This window comes from Streptomyces sp. NPDC051243, from assembly GCF_044455405.1.
Lineage (GTDB): Bacteria > Actinomycetota > Actinomycetes > Streptomycetales > Streptomycetaceae > Streptomyces.
This window is the reverse complement of record NZ_JBITES010000015.1, coordinates 79,450-96,752: the sequence shown is the minus strand read 5'-3', so window position 1 is coordinate 96,752 and position 17,303 is coordinate 79,450. Positions and strand designations below refer to the sequence as shown.

Below are 17,303 nucleotides of genomic sequence, written 5' to 3'. Positions count from 1 at the left end.
CGCATGGACTTTCCCCTCTCCCAGCAGCAACGCGGCATCTGGACGGCCCGGCAACTCGACCCCGACAGCGATGTCTTCAACGTGCCGGTCGCCTACGAGGTGACCGGACCCGTCGACGACGAGGCGTTCGACCGCGCGGTTCGCACCGTGGCACGACGGCATGACGCCCTGCTCCTGGAGATCGACGACAGCGCGGACAGCGACCCCCGACAGCGCTTGGGAGCCGTGCCCGAGCGGGTCGTCCGCGTCACCTCGTGCGCCGCGGACGAGGTGGCCACCGCCGTCGCCGAGGCGGCCTGCGCGCCCTTCACGAACACGGGACCGCGCTTGCGGGTCCAGCTCTTCCGCAGCGCACCGGGAAGCGCCGTCCTCCTCTTCGTCTTCGACCACCTCGTGATGGACGCGCTGTCCGTGACCGTCTTCCTCCGCGACCTCGCCGAGGAGTACGCATCCGACGGCCGGTCCGCCGCCGGCGGTGACGCACAGCCGCGAAGCCCTGGCTTCGCGGACTACGTCGAGTGGCAACAGCGGCGCTTCGCGGATCCTGCCGTCGAGGCGGACGCCCGCAAGTACTGGGAGACCTATCTGCACGACCTGCGGGAGATCAACTCACCACCCTCGGTCGGCGGCACCCACAGGGCGCAGCGCATCGCGAAGGCATCCGTGCCCGTGCGCATCCCCGAGGGTGTGGCTGCGCGGTCGGCCCGTCTGAAGTGCACCCCGTTCGCCCTCCACATGGCCGCCTTCGCGGTCGTATTGCGGCACTTCCTGCGGTCCGAGGACGTGCTGCTGACCTATCCCGCCGCTGATCCGCAGCGGACGGAACTCGAACTGGTCGTGGGGCCGTTCACCGACCTGCTGGTCTATCGCAGTCCCGGCCTCGCGGACGCGACTCTGCTGGACTTCGCACGCGACGTCCACGGAGCCCTGCTGGAGAGCATGGACCACCGCGGCGCACCGCTGGATGCCATGTGGGAGCAGGTCAGGGCCGCGAACCCGGTGGACGGACTGCGCGGTGCCGCGATGGTCTCCCTGACCGACACCGACGACGACTTCTGCCTTGCGCGCACGGTGACGCGCAAGCTCCCCCTGGACACCCGTGACGGCAAGGCCGACCTGCTGCTCGACCTCCACGATGCGGATGGGCGGGTGACCGGACGGCTGGAGTTCAACACCGCGCTCTACGACGAGCAAACGGCGCGGAGCCTCGCCGACGCCTTCCACGAAGTACTGGTCCAGCTTCTGGAGGAACCCGCCACCCCGGCCGCCGCGGTCCGGCTGATGGACCGCACGGCACTCACGCAGGTCGTCGCGGACTGGGGCGCCCCGGAACCGGCCCTGCCCTACGCCCCCCTCCACCAGGCATTCTTCGCCCGGGCCCAGGCGGCCCCGGAGCGTAATGCCCTGCGGTACGGGAACACCGAGATCCGTTACGGCGAACTCGACGAGCGCACCCGCACCCTCGCCGCCCGGCTGACGGCCCTGGGCCTGTCCCCGGGGTCGCCCGTCGCGCTGTGCCTGCCCCGCTCGCCGGAGTACGTGATCGCGGCGATGGCCGTCCTCCGGTCGGGGCTGGCCTTCCTGCCCGTCGACATGGAACAGCCGGTGCGCCGCCGAGCTTTCGTGATCGCCGACGCCGGGGCGCGGGCCCTGGTGGTCCGCACCCGCGACGACGTCAAGGACACGACGCAGGACCTGCCGGTGATCGCGCTGGACGAACTCACGGCAGCCGGCGCGGAGTCGGCTCCGGACCCGGCGCCGGTACACGACACCGACGCGGCGTACGTCATCACGACGTCCGGCAGTACCGGCCTGCCCAAGGCCGTCGCCGTACCGCACCGGGCCATCGCCAACAACATCGCCTGGAAGATCCGAGACTTCGGTTTCACCGACCAGGACCGCTTCTACTTCAAGACGCCGCCGGTCTTCGACGCCTCCCTCTGGGAGTACCTGACGCCGCTCGCCCTGGGTGCGGAGATCGTCATCGCCCCCGACTGGGCCCACCGCGACCCGCGCCACCTGCTGCACGAGATGCGCGAACACCGGGTGACCGTCGCCCAGTTCGTGCCGACGCTCCTCAAGAGCGTGCTCGCCGAGGAGGAGGCCGCACCGCCCGACTCCCTGCGCCGGGTCTTCGTCGGCGGGGAGAGCCTGGACCCTGCCGTCGTCGAGGCGGTGCGGTCGGTGTGGGGGTGCGAGGTCGTCAACCTCTACGGCCCCACCGAGGCCGCCATCGAGACGACGGCCCACCACTGCCGCCCCACGGACACCGGCCCACGGATGCCGATCGGCCGTCCCGTTCCCGGCGCCCGAGTCTTCGTCCTGGGCGCCGGCGACCAGCCCCTGCCCGCGGGCTTCGTGGGCGAACTGTGCGTCGGCGGCACCCCGCTCGCCCTTGGCTACGTCAGCCGCCCCGAGCTGACCGCGGAGCGCTTCGTGACCCTGCCGCTCACGGACGGCGAGGACCTGCGGGTGTACCGCACGGGCGACCTGGCCCGCTGGACAGCCGGCGGCGAACTGGAGTACTTCGGCCGCGACGACTCCCAGGTCAAGCTGCACGGCATCCGTGTCGAGCTGGACGAGATCCGCCGGCTGGCCCTCGGGCACCCGGACGTCGACGACGTCGCCGTGGTCGTACGACGCGACCGTGACGACGCCGTCGTGGCCTACCTGACGGGCAGTGAAGGGCTGGAGGGCGCGGCCGTGCGGGCATACCTGGCCGAACGCCTGCCGGCCGCCCTGGTTCCCGCACAGGTGGTCCGGCTCGACGCGCTACCGGTGACGGCGAGCGGCAAGCTCGACACCCGCGCGCTGCCGACGCCGCCGGCCGGGGACACGGTCACCGTCTCCGAGGCCCCGCGCACCGTCCTGGAATCGCGCCTGGCGGCCCTGTGGGCAGAGGTCCTCGCGACCACCCCGGACCGGGTGCCCCGTGACGTCGGCCTGTTCGAACTCGGCGGCAGCTCACTGTCGTTGGTCCGCCTGCACCGGCGCATCAGAGAGGAGATCTCCCCCTCCCTCGCGGTGACCGACCTGTTCAAGTACCCGACGGTCGCCGCGGTGGCCAGGGCCGTCGCGGCCGACCGAGCCGAGGAGACGTCATGACCGATTCCCACCCCGAGCACGCCGTAGCGATCGTCGGTCTCGCCGGACGGTTCCCCGGCGGCGGCGACGTCACCGCCTACTGGCAGCGGCTGCTGAGCGGCGAGACCGCGGTCCGGCGCACGGAGAGTGCGGCCCCCGCATCGCCTGCGGGAACCCGCCGGGTACCGGTGGCCGGAGCCATCGACGATGCCGACCTCTTCGACGCGGAGTACTTCGGCATCGCACCCGCCGAGGCCGCCGCCATGGACCCGCAGCACCGCCTGTTCCTCGAAGAGGCCCTGCACGCCCTGGAGGACGCCGGCTGGGCCGACACACCCGACGTCCGGGTGGGCGTCTTCTGCGGCAGCGGGGAGAACCGCTACGCCGCCCTCGCCGACCCTGACGACCCCGTCGCCCGGACCTACGTCGAGCAGTGGGGCAACCCCGCCTCGCTGCCTCTGCGGGTCTCCTACCACCTGGGCCTGCGCGGCCCCAGTGTGTACGTCAGCACCCTCTGTTCGACCTCGCTGACCGCCGTCCACCTGGCCCGGCGCAGTCTCCTCGCCGGTGACTGCGACCTCGCTCTCGCCGGTGCCGTCTCCGTCCAGCTCCCGCACGAGCACGGCTACGACTGGCGCGACGGCGCGGTGACCTCCCCCACTGGTGTGTGCCGCCCCTTCGACGCGTCGGCGGACGGCACCGTGCCCGGCAGCGGAGTCGGCGTCGTCGTCCTGCGCCGACTCGACGACGCCCTGCACGACGGGGACACCGTGCACGCGGTGATCCGCGGTTCCGCCCTGAACAACGACGGCGCCGACCGGCTGAGCTTCGCCGCGCCGTCGGTGACGGGCCAGCGCGACGTCATCCTCGCCGCCGCCGACGACGCCGGGATCGACCTGGGCACCGTCGGCTTCGTCGAGGCCCACGGCACGGGCACGGCGCTCGGCGACCCCGTGGAACTGGCCGCGCTGCGCGAGGCCCGGGCCGCGCACAAGGCCTCCGGGCCGCTCGCCGTGGGCGCGGTGAAGTCCTCGATCGGCCACCTGGACACGGCCGCCGGGATCGCAGGTCTCGTCAAGGCGACGCTGGCCGTGCGGGAAGGCGTCCTGCCCGCCACCGCGCACCACACCGAGCTGAGCCCGCAGATCGACCTGACGGACAGCGGGATCCGCGTCAACACCGAGACCCGGCCCTGGCCGGACTCCGGGCAGCCGCGCCGCGCCGGAGTCACCGCCCTCGGCATGGGCGGCACCAACGCCCACGTGATCGTCGAGGAACCGCCCCCGGCACCGGCCTCCACCCCGGACGGCGAGCCGTGGATCATCCCCCTCTCCTCGCACACCTCGGAGGCGTTCCGGCATCTGAGCGGAGCCCTCGCCCGGGCGCTGGAGCGGCAACCGGAGCTCCCGGTCGCCGACGTGGCGGCCACGCTCCAGTCGGGCCGCCGCAAGCACCCGTGGCGGCGGGCCTGGGTCGCCGCACGCACCGCCGACCTGAGCACGGCCCTCGCCGCCGATCCGCAGCCCCGCACACTCCGGGAGCGGGTGGTGACCGTACGGCCGGACCACGTGCCGGGCGCGCTCACCGCCGAGCTCGACACGCGGCTGCCGCAGCTCGCCGAGGCCCTGGGGCGGGCCGCGGCCGCCGACGAGGCGGGCCGCCGCCTGTGGCGCCTGCACGGCGGCCTGACCGCGCTCATGGACGTCGGTGCCCGACCCGACGCGCTGGTCGGCGTCGGGGCCGGCGAATACGTTGCCTGCGCCGTCGCGGGCGCCCTGCCCGCCGACATCGCGCTGCGGGCCGCGCTCCTGCACACCGAGGCCGTGGGGCTCGCGGAGGCGGGCCAGGACCTCAGCCGCTGCGAGTCGCTGCTGGAGGAGATCGACCGACTGCTCGAATCGGCGGCGCACCGCGCCCTGACCATCGAGGTGAGGTCGGCGCAGCAGGGTACGGTCCTGCCCGTCGGCCACGAGGGCGCGGCCCGCCACCTGGCGGAGATGTCCCGCGACGCCGTCATGGACCCCCGAGCGGCACAGGCGCCGGAGGGCGGCCTCGACCTGGCCGAGGGCCTGGTCTCCTGGACGGCGTGGCTCGGCCTCCTGGCCCGCACGTGGGAACGCGGCGGCGACCTCGACTGGACGCGGCTGCGAACCGGCGGCGCCGGTCGGCGCATTCCGCTGCCCGCCTACCCGTTCGCGCGGCAGCGGCACTGGTGGCCGAACGTGCCCGGACCCGCCGCACGGGAAGAAGCCGCCGCAGACGCCCCCGCACCGGCCGCGCAGGAGGACGTCTCCGTCGTCCTCACCGCCATCTGGCGCGATGTCCTGGGCGTCGACGGCATCCAGGAGGACGACGACTTCTTCGCCCTCGGCGGCCACTCCATCATCGCCGTGCAGGTGCTGGCCCGGCTGCGGGAGACCTACGGCGTCCGCATCAGCCTGGGCGACCTGCTCGCCGGGGAGTCCTTCCGGGACATGGCGACGCTCGTCGAGAAGGAACTGGCAGCCATGCACCTGTACCGGCAGCTCTCCGACGACCGGGCAGCCGACGGTGAAACGACCTGGGAGCCGGTGGAACTGTGAGCCTGTCACACCTGCTTGCCGACCTGGCCGCCGCCGGCGTCCGCCTTTCCCTCGACGGCGACCGGCTGCTGGCCTCCACGCACGGCGGCGGCATACCGGAGGAGATCCGGCAGGAGATCCGGTCCCGCCGCGCCGAGATCGTCGACTTCCTGCGGGAGCAGCGGGAGGAGGAGGCGCGCCGCGGCGTCCGCATCGAACGGGCCGACCGCAGTGCCCCGCTGCCCGCCTCGTACGCCCAGCAACGCCTGTGGCTCGTCGAGCAGCTCGGCACGGACCTGCCCGTCTACAACATGTACTTCGCCTACGACCTGGAAGGCCCCGTCGACGCGGCGGCCCTGCGTGCCGCTGCCGAGGAGGTGATGCACCGTCACGAGGTGCTGCGCACCGCCCTGGTGGAGACCGACGACGGACTCGTGCAGTCGGTCAGCCCGCGGTGCCCGGCGGACTTCCGGGTCCACGACGTGACCGACGGCGGCCATGACGAGCTGCTCTTCGAGATCGTCACCACCCGCTTCGATCTGTCCCGGGCCCCGCTCATCCGCTTCGACCTGCTGAGGAAGGGTCCGCAGAGCTGGACCTTCGTGCTCACCCAGCACCACGTCATCTCCGACGGCTGGTCGGCCGGGCTGCTGCGCAAGGAGCTCTCGGAGCTGTACGCGGCCCGACTGGAGAACCGGGCGGCACGGCTCGCCGACGTCGATGTCCACTACGCCGACTACGCGGTCTGGGAACAGTCATGGCTCGGCGGCGAGATGGCCGAGCGGCAGCGGTCGTACTGGAGGCGCACGCTCGCGGACCTGCCGGCCCCGCTGGAGCTGGTCCCCGGCCGGAAGCGGCCGACGGTGCAGAGCTTCCACGGCTCCGAGCTGCTCTTCCGGCTGGGCGCCGACACGGTCGCGGCCGCGGGCCGACTGGGCTCCGAGACCCGCAGCACCTTGTACGGCACCCTCGTCGCCGCCTTCAGCCTCCTGCTGTCGCGGATGTCCCGAACCGACGACATCACTGTCGGCAGCCCCCTCGCCAACCGCGCCTACCCGGTCCTGGAGCGGACCCTGGGCCTGTTCTTCAACTCGATAACCATCCGCACCCGCATCGATGCGGAGGAGTCCGTCCGTGACTACGTCCGCCGCTGCCGGCGCGCAGTCCTCGACGCATTCGCCCACCAGGACCTTCCGTTCGACCAGGTGGTCTCCGCGGCGGCGCCGGAGCGCAGCACCTCCCATTCCCCGGTCTTCCAGTCCCTCTTCATCTTCCAGAGCTATCCGGACGAGGAGCTGCGGCTGCCCGGAGTGAAGGCCCGGCAGGCCGACTGCCCGATCTACTCGGCCCAGTACGACCTGATGTTCAAGGTGCAGCCGGACACCGAGGGGCTTCAAGGGCAGCTCATCTTCAACGACACGCTGCTCTCCCGCGAGGACGCCGAACGGTTCGTCACCCTGTACGAGCGGCTGGTCAACGCGATGTGCGACCACCCGGACGCCACAGTCGGTTCCCTGGAACTGGCGGACCCGGCCGACGCGCGGCGGATCGACGCCTGGAACGCGGCGGCGCGCGTCCCCGTGCCGGCGCGCCCGGTGTACGACGAGATACGGAAGGCCCTGGCCGAGGACCCGCAACGCCCTGCGGTCCGCTTCCGCAGCCGGCGGATGAGCCGCGGCGAGCTCGCCGCGGCCGCCGCGCGCGTGGCGGCCGGCCTGCGCGACGCGGGCCTGCGTCCCGGTCAGCGGGTCGGCGTCCTGGTGCCCCGCTCTCCCGACCTGCTCGCGCTCGTCCTGGGCATCCTCCACGCGGGACTCGTCTACGTGCCGCTCGACGGACGCTCGCCGCAGAACCGGCTCACAGCCATGCTGGACCGCGCCGCCTGCGCGGCCCTGGTGACGGCCGGACCGTACACGGACCACTGCCGCGGCAGCGCCGCGCTCCGGCTGCGCTCCGAGGAACTCCTGCGGAGCGGTGCACCCGCCGTCGACCCCCACACCCCGGACCCGGACGACGCCGCCTACGTCATCTTCACCTCCGGATCCACCGGGCAGCCCAAGGGCGTCGAGGTCAGCCACCACAACCTGACGAACCTGTTCGTCGCGCTCGACCGGGCCGTACCGCTGCCGGACAACCCGGTGTGGGCGGCCGTGACCGCCGCGACCTTCGACATCTCCGTCGTCGAACTGCTGTGGACACAGGCCCGCCGGGTGCCCGTCGTCCTCGCCGAGACCACCGAAACCCTCACCCTCGGCGACGCCGACGACTCCCGCACACTGCCCGAACTGATCCTCGCCGAAGGGGCCAACGCCCTCCAGGCCACCCCAACCCTGCTGCGCAGCGTGCTGCGGCTGCCCGACGCGGAGAAGGCCCTGAGCCGGCTGCAGCTCCTCATGGTCGGTGGCGAGGCCCTGGACGCCACCCTGGCCCGCAGGCTCAAGGAACTCGGCATCCCGACCGTGCTCAACATGTACGGCCCGACCGAGACCACCGTGTGGTCCACCTGCTGGCAGGTGCCGGACGCCCCCGAGCCGGTCCGCATCGGGCAGCCGCTCGCCAACAACGAGGTGTACGTCGTCGACGACCGGCTCGCTCCGCTGCCGGTCGGCATGTACGGCGAGCTCGTCATCGGCGGCGCCGGGGTCGCTCACGGCTACGTGGGCCAGCCGGAGTTGACTGCGGAGCGCTTCGTGACCCTGGGCCGAGACCCCGGCACCCGGGTGTACCGGACCGGCGACATGGGGCGGTGGCTGCCCGACGGCACCCTGGAGGTTGTCGGCCGGATCGACAACCAGGTCAAGGTCAACGGCCACCGGGTGGAGCTGGAGGAAATCGAGCAGGCGCTCAACTCCCTGCCGGGAATCGCCGACTGCGCCGTGTGTGTGCAGCACACCCCGTCCGGCCCGGCCCTGGTGGCGCACTGCGTCCCCGCACCCGGCAGCGGCGTCGATGAGGCCGCCCTGGCCGCGGGCCTCGGCCGCACACTCCCCGATGCGCTGATCCCCGTGGCCTTCGCCGCCACGCCCGAACTGCCCACGACCAGCGGTGGCAAGGTGGACCGGCGGGCCCTCCCGGAGATCCCGCTCGCCGCGCCCGCCCGACCGGCCGAGGAGCCCGAAGGCGCACTGGAGACCGGTCTGCTGGCCGTGTGGCGCGAAGTGCTCGGCAACCCCTCCGTCGGCCCCGATGACGACTTCTTCCAGATCGGCGGGAACTCCATCCTCGTGGCCCGGCTGCTGAGCGCCGTGCGCCGGGAACTGGTGCCCGACGCCCGCATCGTGGACCTCTTCCGCCACCCCACGGTGCGCCGGTACGCCGCTCATGTCACCCGGCCTGCACAGAGCGCCGAGACCCCGGGTAGGCCGGGGGAGCGGGCTGCCACCGAGGTGAACGAACGGATCGATGCACGCCGCATGGCGCAGCAGCAGCGGCGCGAACAGGTACGGCGCAAGAAGGAGATCGCCGCGGCCCGACAGCAACGGCCACCGTACGCACGCGAATCCGACGGCGCCTGACCCGCTTCGCCCACCGCATCTGACTTCCCCTAGGAGCATCCACATGTCCCAAGCGCTGCCCGAACCCGTGGACGGCGACGTCCCGGCCGTGGCCGTCGTCGGCATGGCCTGCCGCTTCCCGGGCGCCGACTCCGTGCAGGAGTACTGGCAGTTGCTGCGCAGCGGCGGGGAGCCCAATGAGAACGTCCCCGACCAAGAGCTGCGGGCCGCCGGGCTGCCCGAGAGCCTGATCAACGACCCCGCCTACGTGGCCGTACGCAAGAGGTTCGCGGATCCCGCGCTGTTCGACGCCGGGTTCTTCGGACTCACCCCGGCGGAGGCGGAGATCACCGACCCGCAGCAGCGGTTCCTGATGGAGACGGCCGTGCACGCCCTGGAGCACGCCGCGATCGACCCCGTCCGGTTCTCCGGGCGCATCGGCGTGTTCCTCGGCCTCAACCACTCCGACTACCTCCTGGACAACGTCCTGCCCCACCGTGACGCCATCAAGCGGCTGGGCTGGCACCGGACCCTGATGGGCAACGACCGCGGGTTCACCGCCACCCAGCTCGCCTACCGGCTGGGACTGACCGGTCCGAGCCTCGCCGTGGACTGCGCGTGTTCGTCCAGCCTGGCCGCCGTGCACCAGGCCTGCCGCACACTGCTGGACTACGAGGCCGACGCCATGGTCGTCGGCGGTTCCTGCATCAAGCCCCGCGACCTCGGCTATCTGTACACCGAGGGCGGGACGGCCTCCCCGGACGGTCGCTGCCGCCCGTTCTCGGCCGAGGCCGCCGGCACCGTCTTCGCCAGCGGCGTCGGCCTGGTGGTGCTGCGCCGCCTGGAGGACGCGCTGGAGGACGGCGACCGAGTCCTCGCCGTGATCCGGGCCGGAGCCGTCAACAACGACGGCACCTCCAAGAGCGGCTACACCGCGCCCAGCGCCGCCGGACAGGCCGAACTCATCGCCACCGTCCACGCGCTGGCCGGCATCCCGGCCGACACCGTCAGCTACGTGGAAGCCCACGGCACGGGAACCGCCCTCGGCGACCCGATCGAGGTCAGCGCCCTGACGGAGGCGTTCCGGGAGACGACGACGGCGACCGGCTTCTGCGCCCTCGGCTCGGTGAAGTCGAACATCGGGCACATCGACTCGGCCTCGGGCATCGCCGGCCTCATCAAGGTCGTCCTCGCCCTGCACCACCGCGAACTGCCGCCGACACTCGGCTGCGAGGAGCCCAACCCCCATCTGGACCTGCCGAGTTCACCGTTCTACCTCAACCGGGAGTTGCGCCCCTGGCAGGGAGCACACCCGCTCAGGGCGGGGGTGAGCTCCTTCGGCATCGGCGGCACCAATGTCCACCTGCTGGTGGAGGAGGCCCCGCGGCAGCCCCGGACACCGGCGCCCGTGCTCGCCGACGACTCCGTCCTGCTCGCCTTCACCGCCAGGTCACCCGAGTCCCTCGACGCCCTGGACACCCAACTGCGCAAGCACCTCAGCAACGTCACCTCCGCCGAGGGAGCGCACGACATCGCGTTCACCCTGCGGCGGGGACGCACCCAGCACCCCCTGCGCCGGGCCCTGCTGTGGCGTCCCGGCGGCGACATCGTCCGGGTCGGACCGGCGGAGACCGCAACCCCCATGGCCCGGCCGGTGGCCCTCCTGCTGGATTTCCCACGACCGATCGCGGACCTCTTCGGCGACCTGTACGACACCCTGCCGGCATTCCGGACGGCGGCGGACCCACTCCTGGACGCCTGGCGGTCCGGCCTCGGTCCCGGCTCGGACCCCAGCCTCGGCGCCCTGCCGCACGCCGTCCTGGCCACGGTCACGGCCCTCGGCGCCACCGCCGTCTGGCGCGAGCACGGCATTGAGCCCGCGGCCGTACTCGCCGCCCCGGAGTGCCGGCTGGCGGCAGCCGTGCTCACCGGCGTACTGCCCCCACAAGAGCTGAAGCGTCTGCTGGCCCGGCTCGCCACCGGCGAACCCGTCGAAACGGCGGCGCGCGGCCTCACCCTCGGCCCCGCGAAGCTGACCTGGTACGACGCCGACGGCAGTGAACTCGTCCCCGCCGGGCGGGCGGCGGATCCCGCCCATCTGGGAGCCGGTGCGCCCGCCTCGCCCGGTCTGCGCACGCTGCCACCGCGCGGGCTCACCGTGGCACGTCCGGCGGTCACGCCCGACGCTCAGCCGCCGGCCGCCGAGGCCCTGGGCCGGCTGGGGCGCCTGGTCTCCATCCTGCCGAGCCTCCCCGAGGGCGTCCGGCCCGGCGCCGACACCCTGCTGGCAGGCGCCGTCAGCGCCTGGGCCGCAGGGGTCCAGGGCGCCGTCCTGCCCCCGGCCGACGTGGCACCGGGCTCAGTGGTGGACGTACCGGCGTACCCCTTCCACCGGCAGCGGTACTGGCTTGAGGCCGAGGACGCCGCCCCCGACGCGCCCGCCCGAGACGCCGTACCCGGCGCGGACCTCGAGGAAGAGGCACGCGAACTCTTCCGTGCGGCCGTCGGCGTGGACGAGGTGACCGCCGACGACGACCTGCTGACCCTCGGGGGCGACTCCCTGCTGGCCCAGCGCGTCGTCGCCGCCGCCAAGTCCCGCTGGGGCGCGGTCGTGCCGTTCGGTTCGTTCATGCGCGGCCCGACGCCGCGCCGGCTCGCCGAACTCGTGCGCGCGGCCTCCCCCGCCACGGCCCCCGTGACCGACCGCCCCCGCAGCCTCCTGCCGCTGACCCCCCATCAGGAGAAGTTCGTCTTCCTCGACGAGATCGACAACGCTGCCGAGGCGTACAACGTCCCCGTCCTCGCCGACCTGCGCGGCCCCCTCGACACGAGGGCGCTGCACGCCGCCCTGCGCGACGTGGTGGCGCGCCACGAGGCGCTGCGCTCGGTGTACACGGTGGTCGACGGGCGCGCGGTGCAGCAGATCCACCCGGCCGCCGAGGTCGACCTGCCGGTCGAGGACGTCACGGAGGACGAGCTGCGCCAGCGGATCCGCGCGCTGCTCGCCGCCAAGATCCCGCTGGACCGCGCACCCGTCCTGCTCGCGCGCGTCTTCCGGCTCGCGCCCGAACGCCATGTGCTGGCCATGGCCGTGCACCACATCTGCGCCGACGCCCGCTCCACCGGCATCCTCCTCACCGACCTGTACGCCGCCTACGCACACCGCGTCCGCGGCGAGGTCCCCGACCTGCCACCGCTCGACGGCCTGCTGGCCGCGCACGCTCTCGGCCAGGCCGAGGCGCTCGAATCCGCGGACATGCGTCGCCACCTGGAGTTCTGGACGAGTGAACTGGCCGACGCCCCCAAGGCGATCGAGCTGCCCGCCGACCGCCCACGCGCCTCGTCCCGCAGCTACGCGGGCCGCAACCTCGACTTCAGCCTCCCGGCCGAACTGGCCACGCGGGTGAGGGAACTGGCCGCCCGGGAGCGGACCACGCCCTTCGTCGTCGTGTCCGCCGCGTTCTCGCTCTTCCTCGGCCGGATCAGCGACAGCCGCGATGTGGTCGTGGGCACGCCGGTCTCCGGACGGCACCGCCCGGAGACCCGGGAGCTCATCGGCAACTTCGTCAACACCCTGCCGATGCGCACCCGTTGGGAGCGGCAGCACACCTTCCGCGACCTGCTGCACAGCACGCAGGATCGCCTCACCGACGCCCTCGACCACCAGGACCTGCCGTTCGAGGTGCTCGCGCGGCATCTCGGCGCGGACAGCGATCTGTCCGTGAGCCCGGTGTTCCAGGTGCTGTTCAACATGCTCAGCGAGGACGCCAGCGCGCCCCCGGCGCCGGAGGGCCTGCGCGCGGTCACCGTGCCCTTCGACCGCGAGGCCAGCACCTACGAGCTCTCGCTGAGCTGGTGGCTGGGCCGCGACGGCACGCTGTCGGGCCGGTTCATGTACGACTCGGACCGCTTCGACGCCCAGACGGTGGCCGCCTGGCAGGAGGGGTTCGGCCAGCTGCTGGACCGGGCCACCAGCGCCCCCGAGACCCTCGCGGCCGACCTGCCCGTCGAGACCCCCGAGGCCGCGGCACGCACCGCGGCAGCCCTCGTCGGCCCGTTCGCCGAAGTACCGGACCGGCCGGTGCACGCCGTCTTCGCGGAGCTCGCCGCACGCCATCCCGAGCGCACCGCGGTGGCCGACAAGCGGATGAGGCTCACCTACGGGGAGCTCGCCCGGATCTCGGCCGGCATCGCAGGCCTGCTCACCGAGCGCGGCGTGGCGCACGGCGACACCGTCGGCATCGCGATGGAGCGCGGCGTTCCCCTCGTGGCCGCACTCCTGGGCGTGATGCGGGCGGGCGCAACCCCCGTGCCCTTCGACCTGGCGCACCCCCCGAAGCGACTCGCGGTCATCGCCGAGGACAGCGGCGCCCGCTTCGTGCTCTGCGCCGACGCGACCGACGCCCGCTTCGCCACCGGGGCCGAACCGCTCGAACTCGCCGACGTGACACGGATCCAGGGCCCCGAGGGACCCTTGCCCGGCGACGCGGTCGACCTGGCCGTCGGTGCCTACGTCACCTACACGAGCGGAACCACCGGACGCCCCAAGGGCATCCACTTCACCCACCGGGCCCTGGCCAACCTGGCCGACTACGACACCCGCGTCACCCCCCTCGGAACGCGCTGGCTTCAGTTCGCCTCGTTCGGCTTCGACGTCTCCTTCCACGAGACCTTCGGCGCGCTGTGCTCGGGCGGATCCCTGCACGTCGTCGACGACGAGGACAAGCACGACCACGAGCTGCTACCCGCGTTCATCCGGGACCACGGCGTACAGAAGGCGATCTTCCCGGTCTCGCTCATGCACGCGCTCGCCGCCCGCTACCAGGCGGACCCCTCGCTCTTCGCGACCATGCGGGAGATCACCACCACCGGCGAACAACTCCGCCTGAGCGAGCAGATGATCCGCTTCTTCGAGGCACTCCCGGAGTGCCAACTCATCAACAACTACGGCCCGGCCGAGACGCACTGCGTCGCCTTCTACCGCTTCACGGGCCCTCCGCGCACCTGGCCCCGGTACGCGCCGATCGGCCGTCCGATCCAGAACGTGACCTATGAGATCAAGGACAAGGCGGGCCGGCCCGTGCCCTACGGGAGCATCGGCGAGCTGTTCCTCAGCGGCCCCTGCGTGGCCACGGGCTATCTGGGCCGGCCCGAACTGACCGCCGAGCGGTTCTCCACCCATCCGGTGACGGGCGAGCGCACCTACCGCAGCGGCGACCGGGTCCGGCTGCTGTCCAGCGGCGACCTGCTCTATCTGGGCCGCGGCGACCAGCAGGTCAAGATCCGCGGCACGCGCGTCGAGCTCGGCGAGATCGAACTGGTCGTCCGGCGGGTGCCGGGCGTGCGGGACGTCTATCTGCGGGTCACCGGCGAGAGCGGCGACAAGCGCCTCGACGCCTACCTCATCTCCGCGGGCCACGCGGAGAACCTGGCAGGCACGGTCCGCGACCGGCTGCGCGAGGAACTGCCCCCGTCGCTGGTGCCGTCCTCGTTCACGGTGGTCGACGCCTTCCCGGTGAACGTCAATGGCAAGGTCGACCCGTCCCGGCTGCCGCACCCGGAGTCGGCAGCCGCGCAGCAGCCCACCGACGACGGCGACGACCCTGTCCTGACCAAGGTCCTCGGCGTCTTCCGCGAACTGCTCCAGGAGCCGCGACTGCGGGCCGAGGACGACTTCTTCGACTCCGGTGGCCACTCGCTCCTGGCCACCCGAGCCCTGCACCTCGTCCGCGAGACATTCAGCGTTCGTCTGTCGATCCGCGACTTCTACACGGCCGGAACGGCGTCCGCACTGGCGGCTGTCGTGGCCGACAGGTCCGCCCGGCCCGACGACGCGGTGACCCTGCCCCCGCCACGGCTTCCTGACACCGTCCCCGGCGGGCTGCTGCGCCGGGTCCAGAGCCCGGGCGCCGCCCACCAGAAGACCTTCGTCTTCCGTGCGGGGGCTCAACTCGACCTGCGACGGCTGGAGTCGGCGCTTGACGCGGTGCTGGTCCGGCACCCCGCGCTCCGGGTGCGCTACCCGCACAACGGCGGCCCCGTCCTGGCCGCCCCGGGCGAGCACGCGGCGAGCGTGGAGGAGCTGCGGCTGCCGACGCCTCCGCCGCCGCGGGGCGCGCACGAGTGGCTGGCCGAGGCAGGCCAGGCCGACCCGATCGACCCGCGCCGGGACGCCCTGCTGCGGGTGCGCGCAGTGCGGGTGCCGGAGGAGGGCCTGCTGGTCTCCTTCACGGTCCACGCGGCCGCCCTGGACGGCATCGGCCTGCTCAACCTGGTCCGGTCGGTCGCCGAGGCCTACGACGCGGCGCCCGGCGCGGCCACGGCCGAGGACCCGGGATTCCTGCGGTACTTGGCCTGGCGGGACGAGCTGCCGTCCATGCCGTCCTTCGCACAGGCGCTGGACGTGTGGCGGGAGCTGCTGCCCACGCAGCGCGCATCGGACACCGTGCCGCCCACCGCACCCGTGCACCGTGTGAGCTGGCGCCCCGAAGCCTCCCTGCACGCCGTGATCCGCTCGTGGTGCGCGGACCGCCGGACCACTCCGTTCCTGCTGCACCTCACCGCCTTCGCCTCGGCGCTGGCCCGCCGGACCGGCGAGCAGGGCGTCTGCTTCTCCGTCGCGTTCGACGGCCGGGTGCACTCCGCGCTGAGCGACTCGGTGGGCGCGTTCGCGAACGTCGTCCCGGTACCGCTGCGCTTCGCACCGGAGCAGTCCCCCGCTGAGGCGTTCGCCGAGGCGCAGCGCGTCCATGCCCGCATCGAGTCCGTGCGCCTGGTGCCCTTCGGCGACCTGGCGGCCCAGGACCCCGCGCTGGCCGCCCACACCTCGCAGCCGGTGTCCTTCACCTACGTCCGTGACGACGGCCAGGACGTCCTGCTGGCCGGCGCGCCCTTCGAGGCGCTGGAGCCGGACACCCTCCCGCCGGGACAGAGCCTGCAGTTCCTCCCGATCGAAGCGCCCGACTCCCTGCGGGTGGAACTGCTGTGCAGGGACGCGGACGGGCCCTGGCACGCGCAGGAGCTGCTCCGGCTCTACCGCGAGGCCGTCTTCCGCCTCCTGTTCGAACCGGACTCCGCTCCGGGCCTCGTCGACCCCGCACCGGCAGGAGCCACCGCATGAAGTTCAGCCTCTTCTTCTTCTCCAGCGGGGACGCCCCCGAGGAGCAGTACCGTCTGCTGAAGGAGGCGGCGCGGTTCGCCGACTCCCACGGCTTCACGGCAGTCTGGACACCCGAGCGGCACTTCCACGAGTTCGGCGCGCCCTTCCCGAACCCCTCGGTGACGGCGGCCGCCCTCGCGACCATGACCGAACGTGTGGAGATCCGGGCCGGCAGCGTGGTTCTCCCGCTGCACGACCCGATCCGGGTGGCAGAGGAGTGGGCCGTCGTCGACCAGCTGTCCGGTGGCCGTACGGGACTGGCGCTCGCATCCGGCTGGAATCCGAGGGACTTCGTGCTCGCCCCCGACGCCTTCGCGGACAACAAGTCCGCCCTGCGGTCGAAGCTCGCGGAGGTCCGGTCCCTGTGGGCGGGCGAGGAGGTCGAACGGCCCGGGCCCGACGGCGGCATGGTGGCCATTCGGTCCTTCCCCTGTCCGGTCCAGCAGGACATCCCGCTGTGGATCACCGCGGCGGGCTCCCCGGCGACCTTCGCCCTCGCCGGGGAGCTCGGGCACGGAGTGCTGACCCATCTGCTCGGCCAGACCTGGGAGCAGCTGGAGGACAACCTGGTCGACTACGGCGAGGCCTTGCAGAAGGCGGGTCACGGCCTGGACAGGGAGCGGGTCGCGGTCATGCTGCACACCTATGTGGCCGACGACGGGCAGCGGGCCCGGGACACCGCGAGGGCGCCGCTGACGGCGTACATGCGCTCGTCGCTGAACCTCTTCGCCCTTCCCGCCGCTCTCTCCTCGGGGGAGGTGCCGGAGGAGGAGCTCACCGAGATGCTGGAACACGTCTACGACGGCTACACCCGCAGCCGGTGTCTGATCGGCTCGGTCCAGGACTGCCTGCCGATCGTGGAGTCACTGGCCCAGCTCGGGGTGGACGAGATCGCCTGCCTGGTCGACTTCGGGCTGCCGGTGGACGAGGTGCTGCGCGGGCTGGAGGCGCTGGCCGGGCTCAGCGAGGTGTGCGCGGATGTCTGACACGGTGGGGGGCGGCCGC

5 protein-coding genes are annotated in these 17,303 nt (G+C 72.8%); all 5 read left to right on the top strand.

What is annotated here, in order from left to right:
- Positions 1 to 3 precede the first annotated feature (3 nt).
- The 5 genes from ACIBAG_RS33580 to ACIBAG_RS33560 are packed head-to-tail and all read left to right on the top strand — an operon-like array spanning position 4 to position 17,284.
- The gene (locus ACIBAG_RS33580) at positions 4 to 3,105 is read left to right on the top strand and encodes an amino acid adenylation domain-containing protein (RefSeq protein ID WP_399110359.1); all 3,102 of its coding nucleotides are present in this window, start codon (positions 4 to 6) and stop codon (positions 3,103 to 3,105) included.
- Positions 3,102 to 5,666, top strand: a complete 2,565-nt coding sequence (locus tag ACIBAG_RS33575) for a beta-ketoacyl synthase N-terminal-like domain-containing protein (RefSeq protein WP_399110357.1) — start codon at positions 3,102 to 3,104, stop codon at positions 5,664 to 5,666. The genes ACIBAG_RS33580 and ACIBAG_RS33575 overlap by 4 nt, the downstream gene beginning before the upstream one ends.
- Entirely contained in the window at positions 5,663 to 9,160 is a 3,498-nt protein-coding gene (locus ACIBAG_RS33570) for an amino acid adenylation domain-containing protein (RefSeq protein ID WP_399110355.1), read from the top strand. Before ACIBAG_RS33575 ends, ACIBAG_RS33570 begins: the two co-directional genes overlap by 4 nt.
- Before the next feature lie 43 nt (positions 9,161 to 9,203).
- Positions 9,204 to 16,259, top strand: coding sequence for an amino acid adenylation domain-containing protein (locus ACIBAG_RS33565; RefSeq protein ID WP_399110353.1), 7,056 nt, complete (start codon positions 9,204 to 9,206; stop codon positions 16,257 to 16,259).
- A complete protein-coding gene (locus ACIBAG_RS33560; RefSeq protein WP_399110351.1) occupies positions 16,256 to 17,284 on the top strand; it encodes a MupA/Atu3671 family FMN-dependent luciferase-like monooxygenase in 1,029 nt (342 codons plus the stop codon). Before ACIBAG_RS33565 ends, ACIBAG_RS33560 begins: the two co-directional genes overlap by 4 nt.
- Positions 17,285 to 17,303 lie beyond the last annotated feature (19 nt).

What these genes read in the sequence shown, in the direction of transcription:
- ACIBAG_RS33580 (WP_399110359.1), top strand. Translation starts at nt 4, where the DNA reads ATGGACTTTCCCCTCTCCCAGCAGCAACGCGGCATCTGGACGGCCCGG.
- ACIBAG_RS33575 (WP_399110357.1), top strand. Translation starts at nt 3,102, where the DNA reads ATGACCGATTCCCACCCCGAGCACGCCGTAGCGATCGTCGGTCTCGCC.
- ACIBAG_RS33565 (WP_399110353.1), top strand. Translation starts at nt 9,204, where the DNA reads ATGTCCCAAGCGCTGCCCGAACCCGTGGACGGCGACGTCCCGGCCGTG.
- ACIBAG_RS33560 (WP_399110351.1), top strand. Translation starts at nt 16,256, where the DNA reads ATGAAGTTCAGCCTCTTCTTCTTCTCCAGCGGGGACGCCCCCGAGGAG.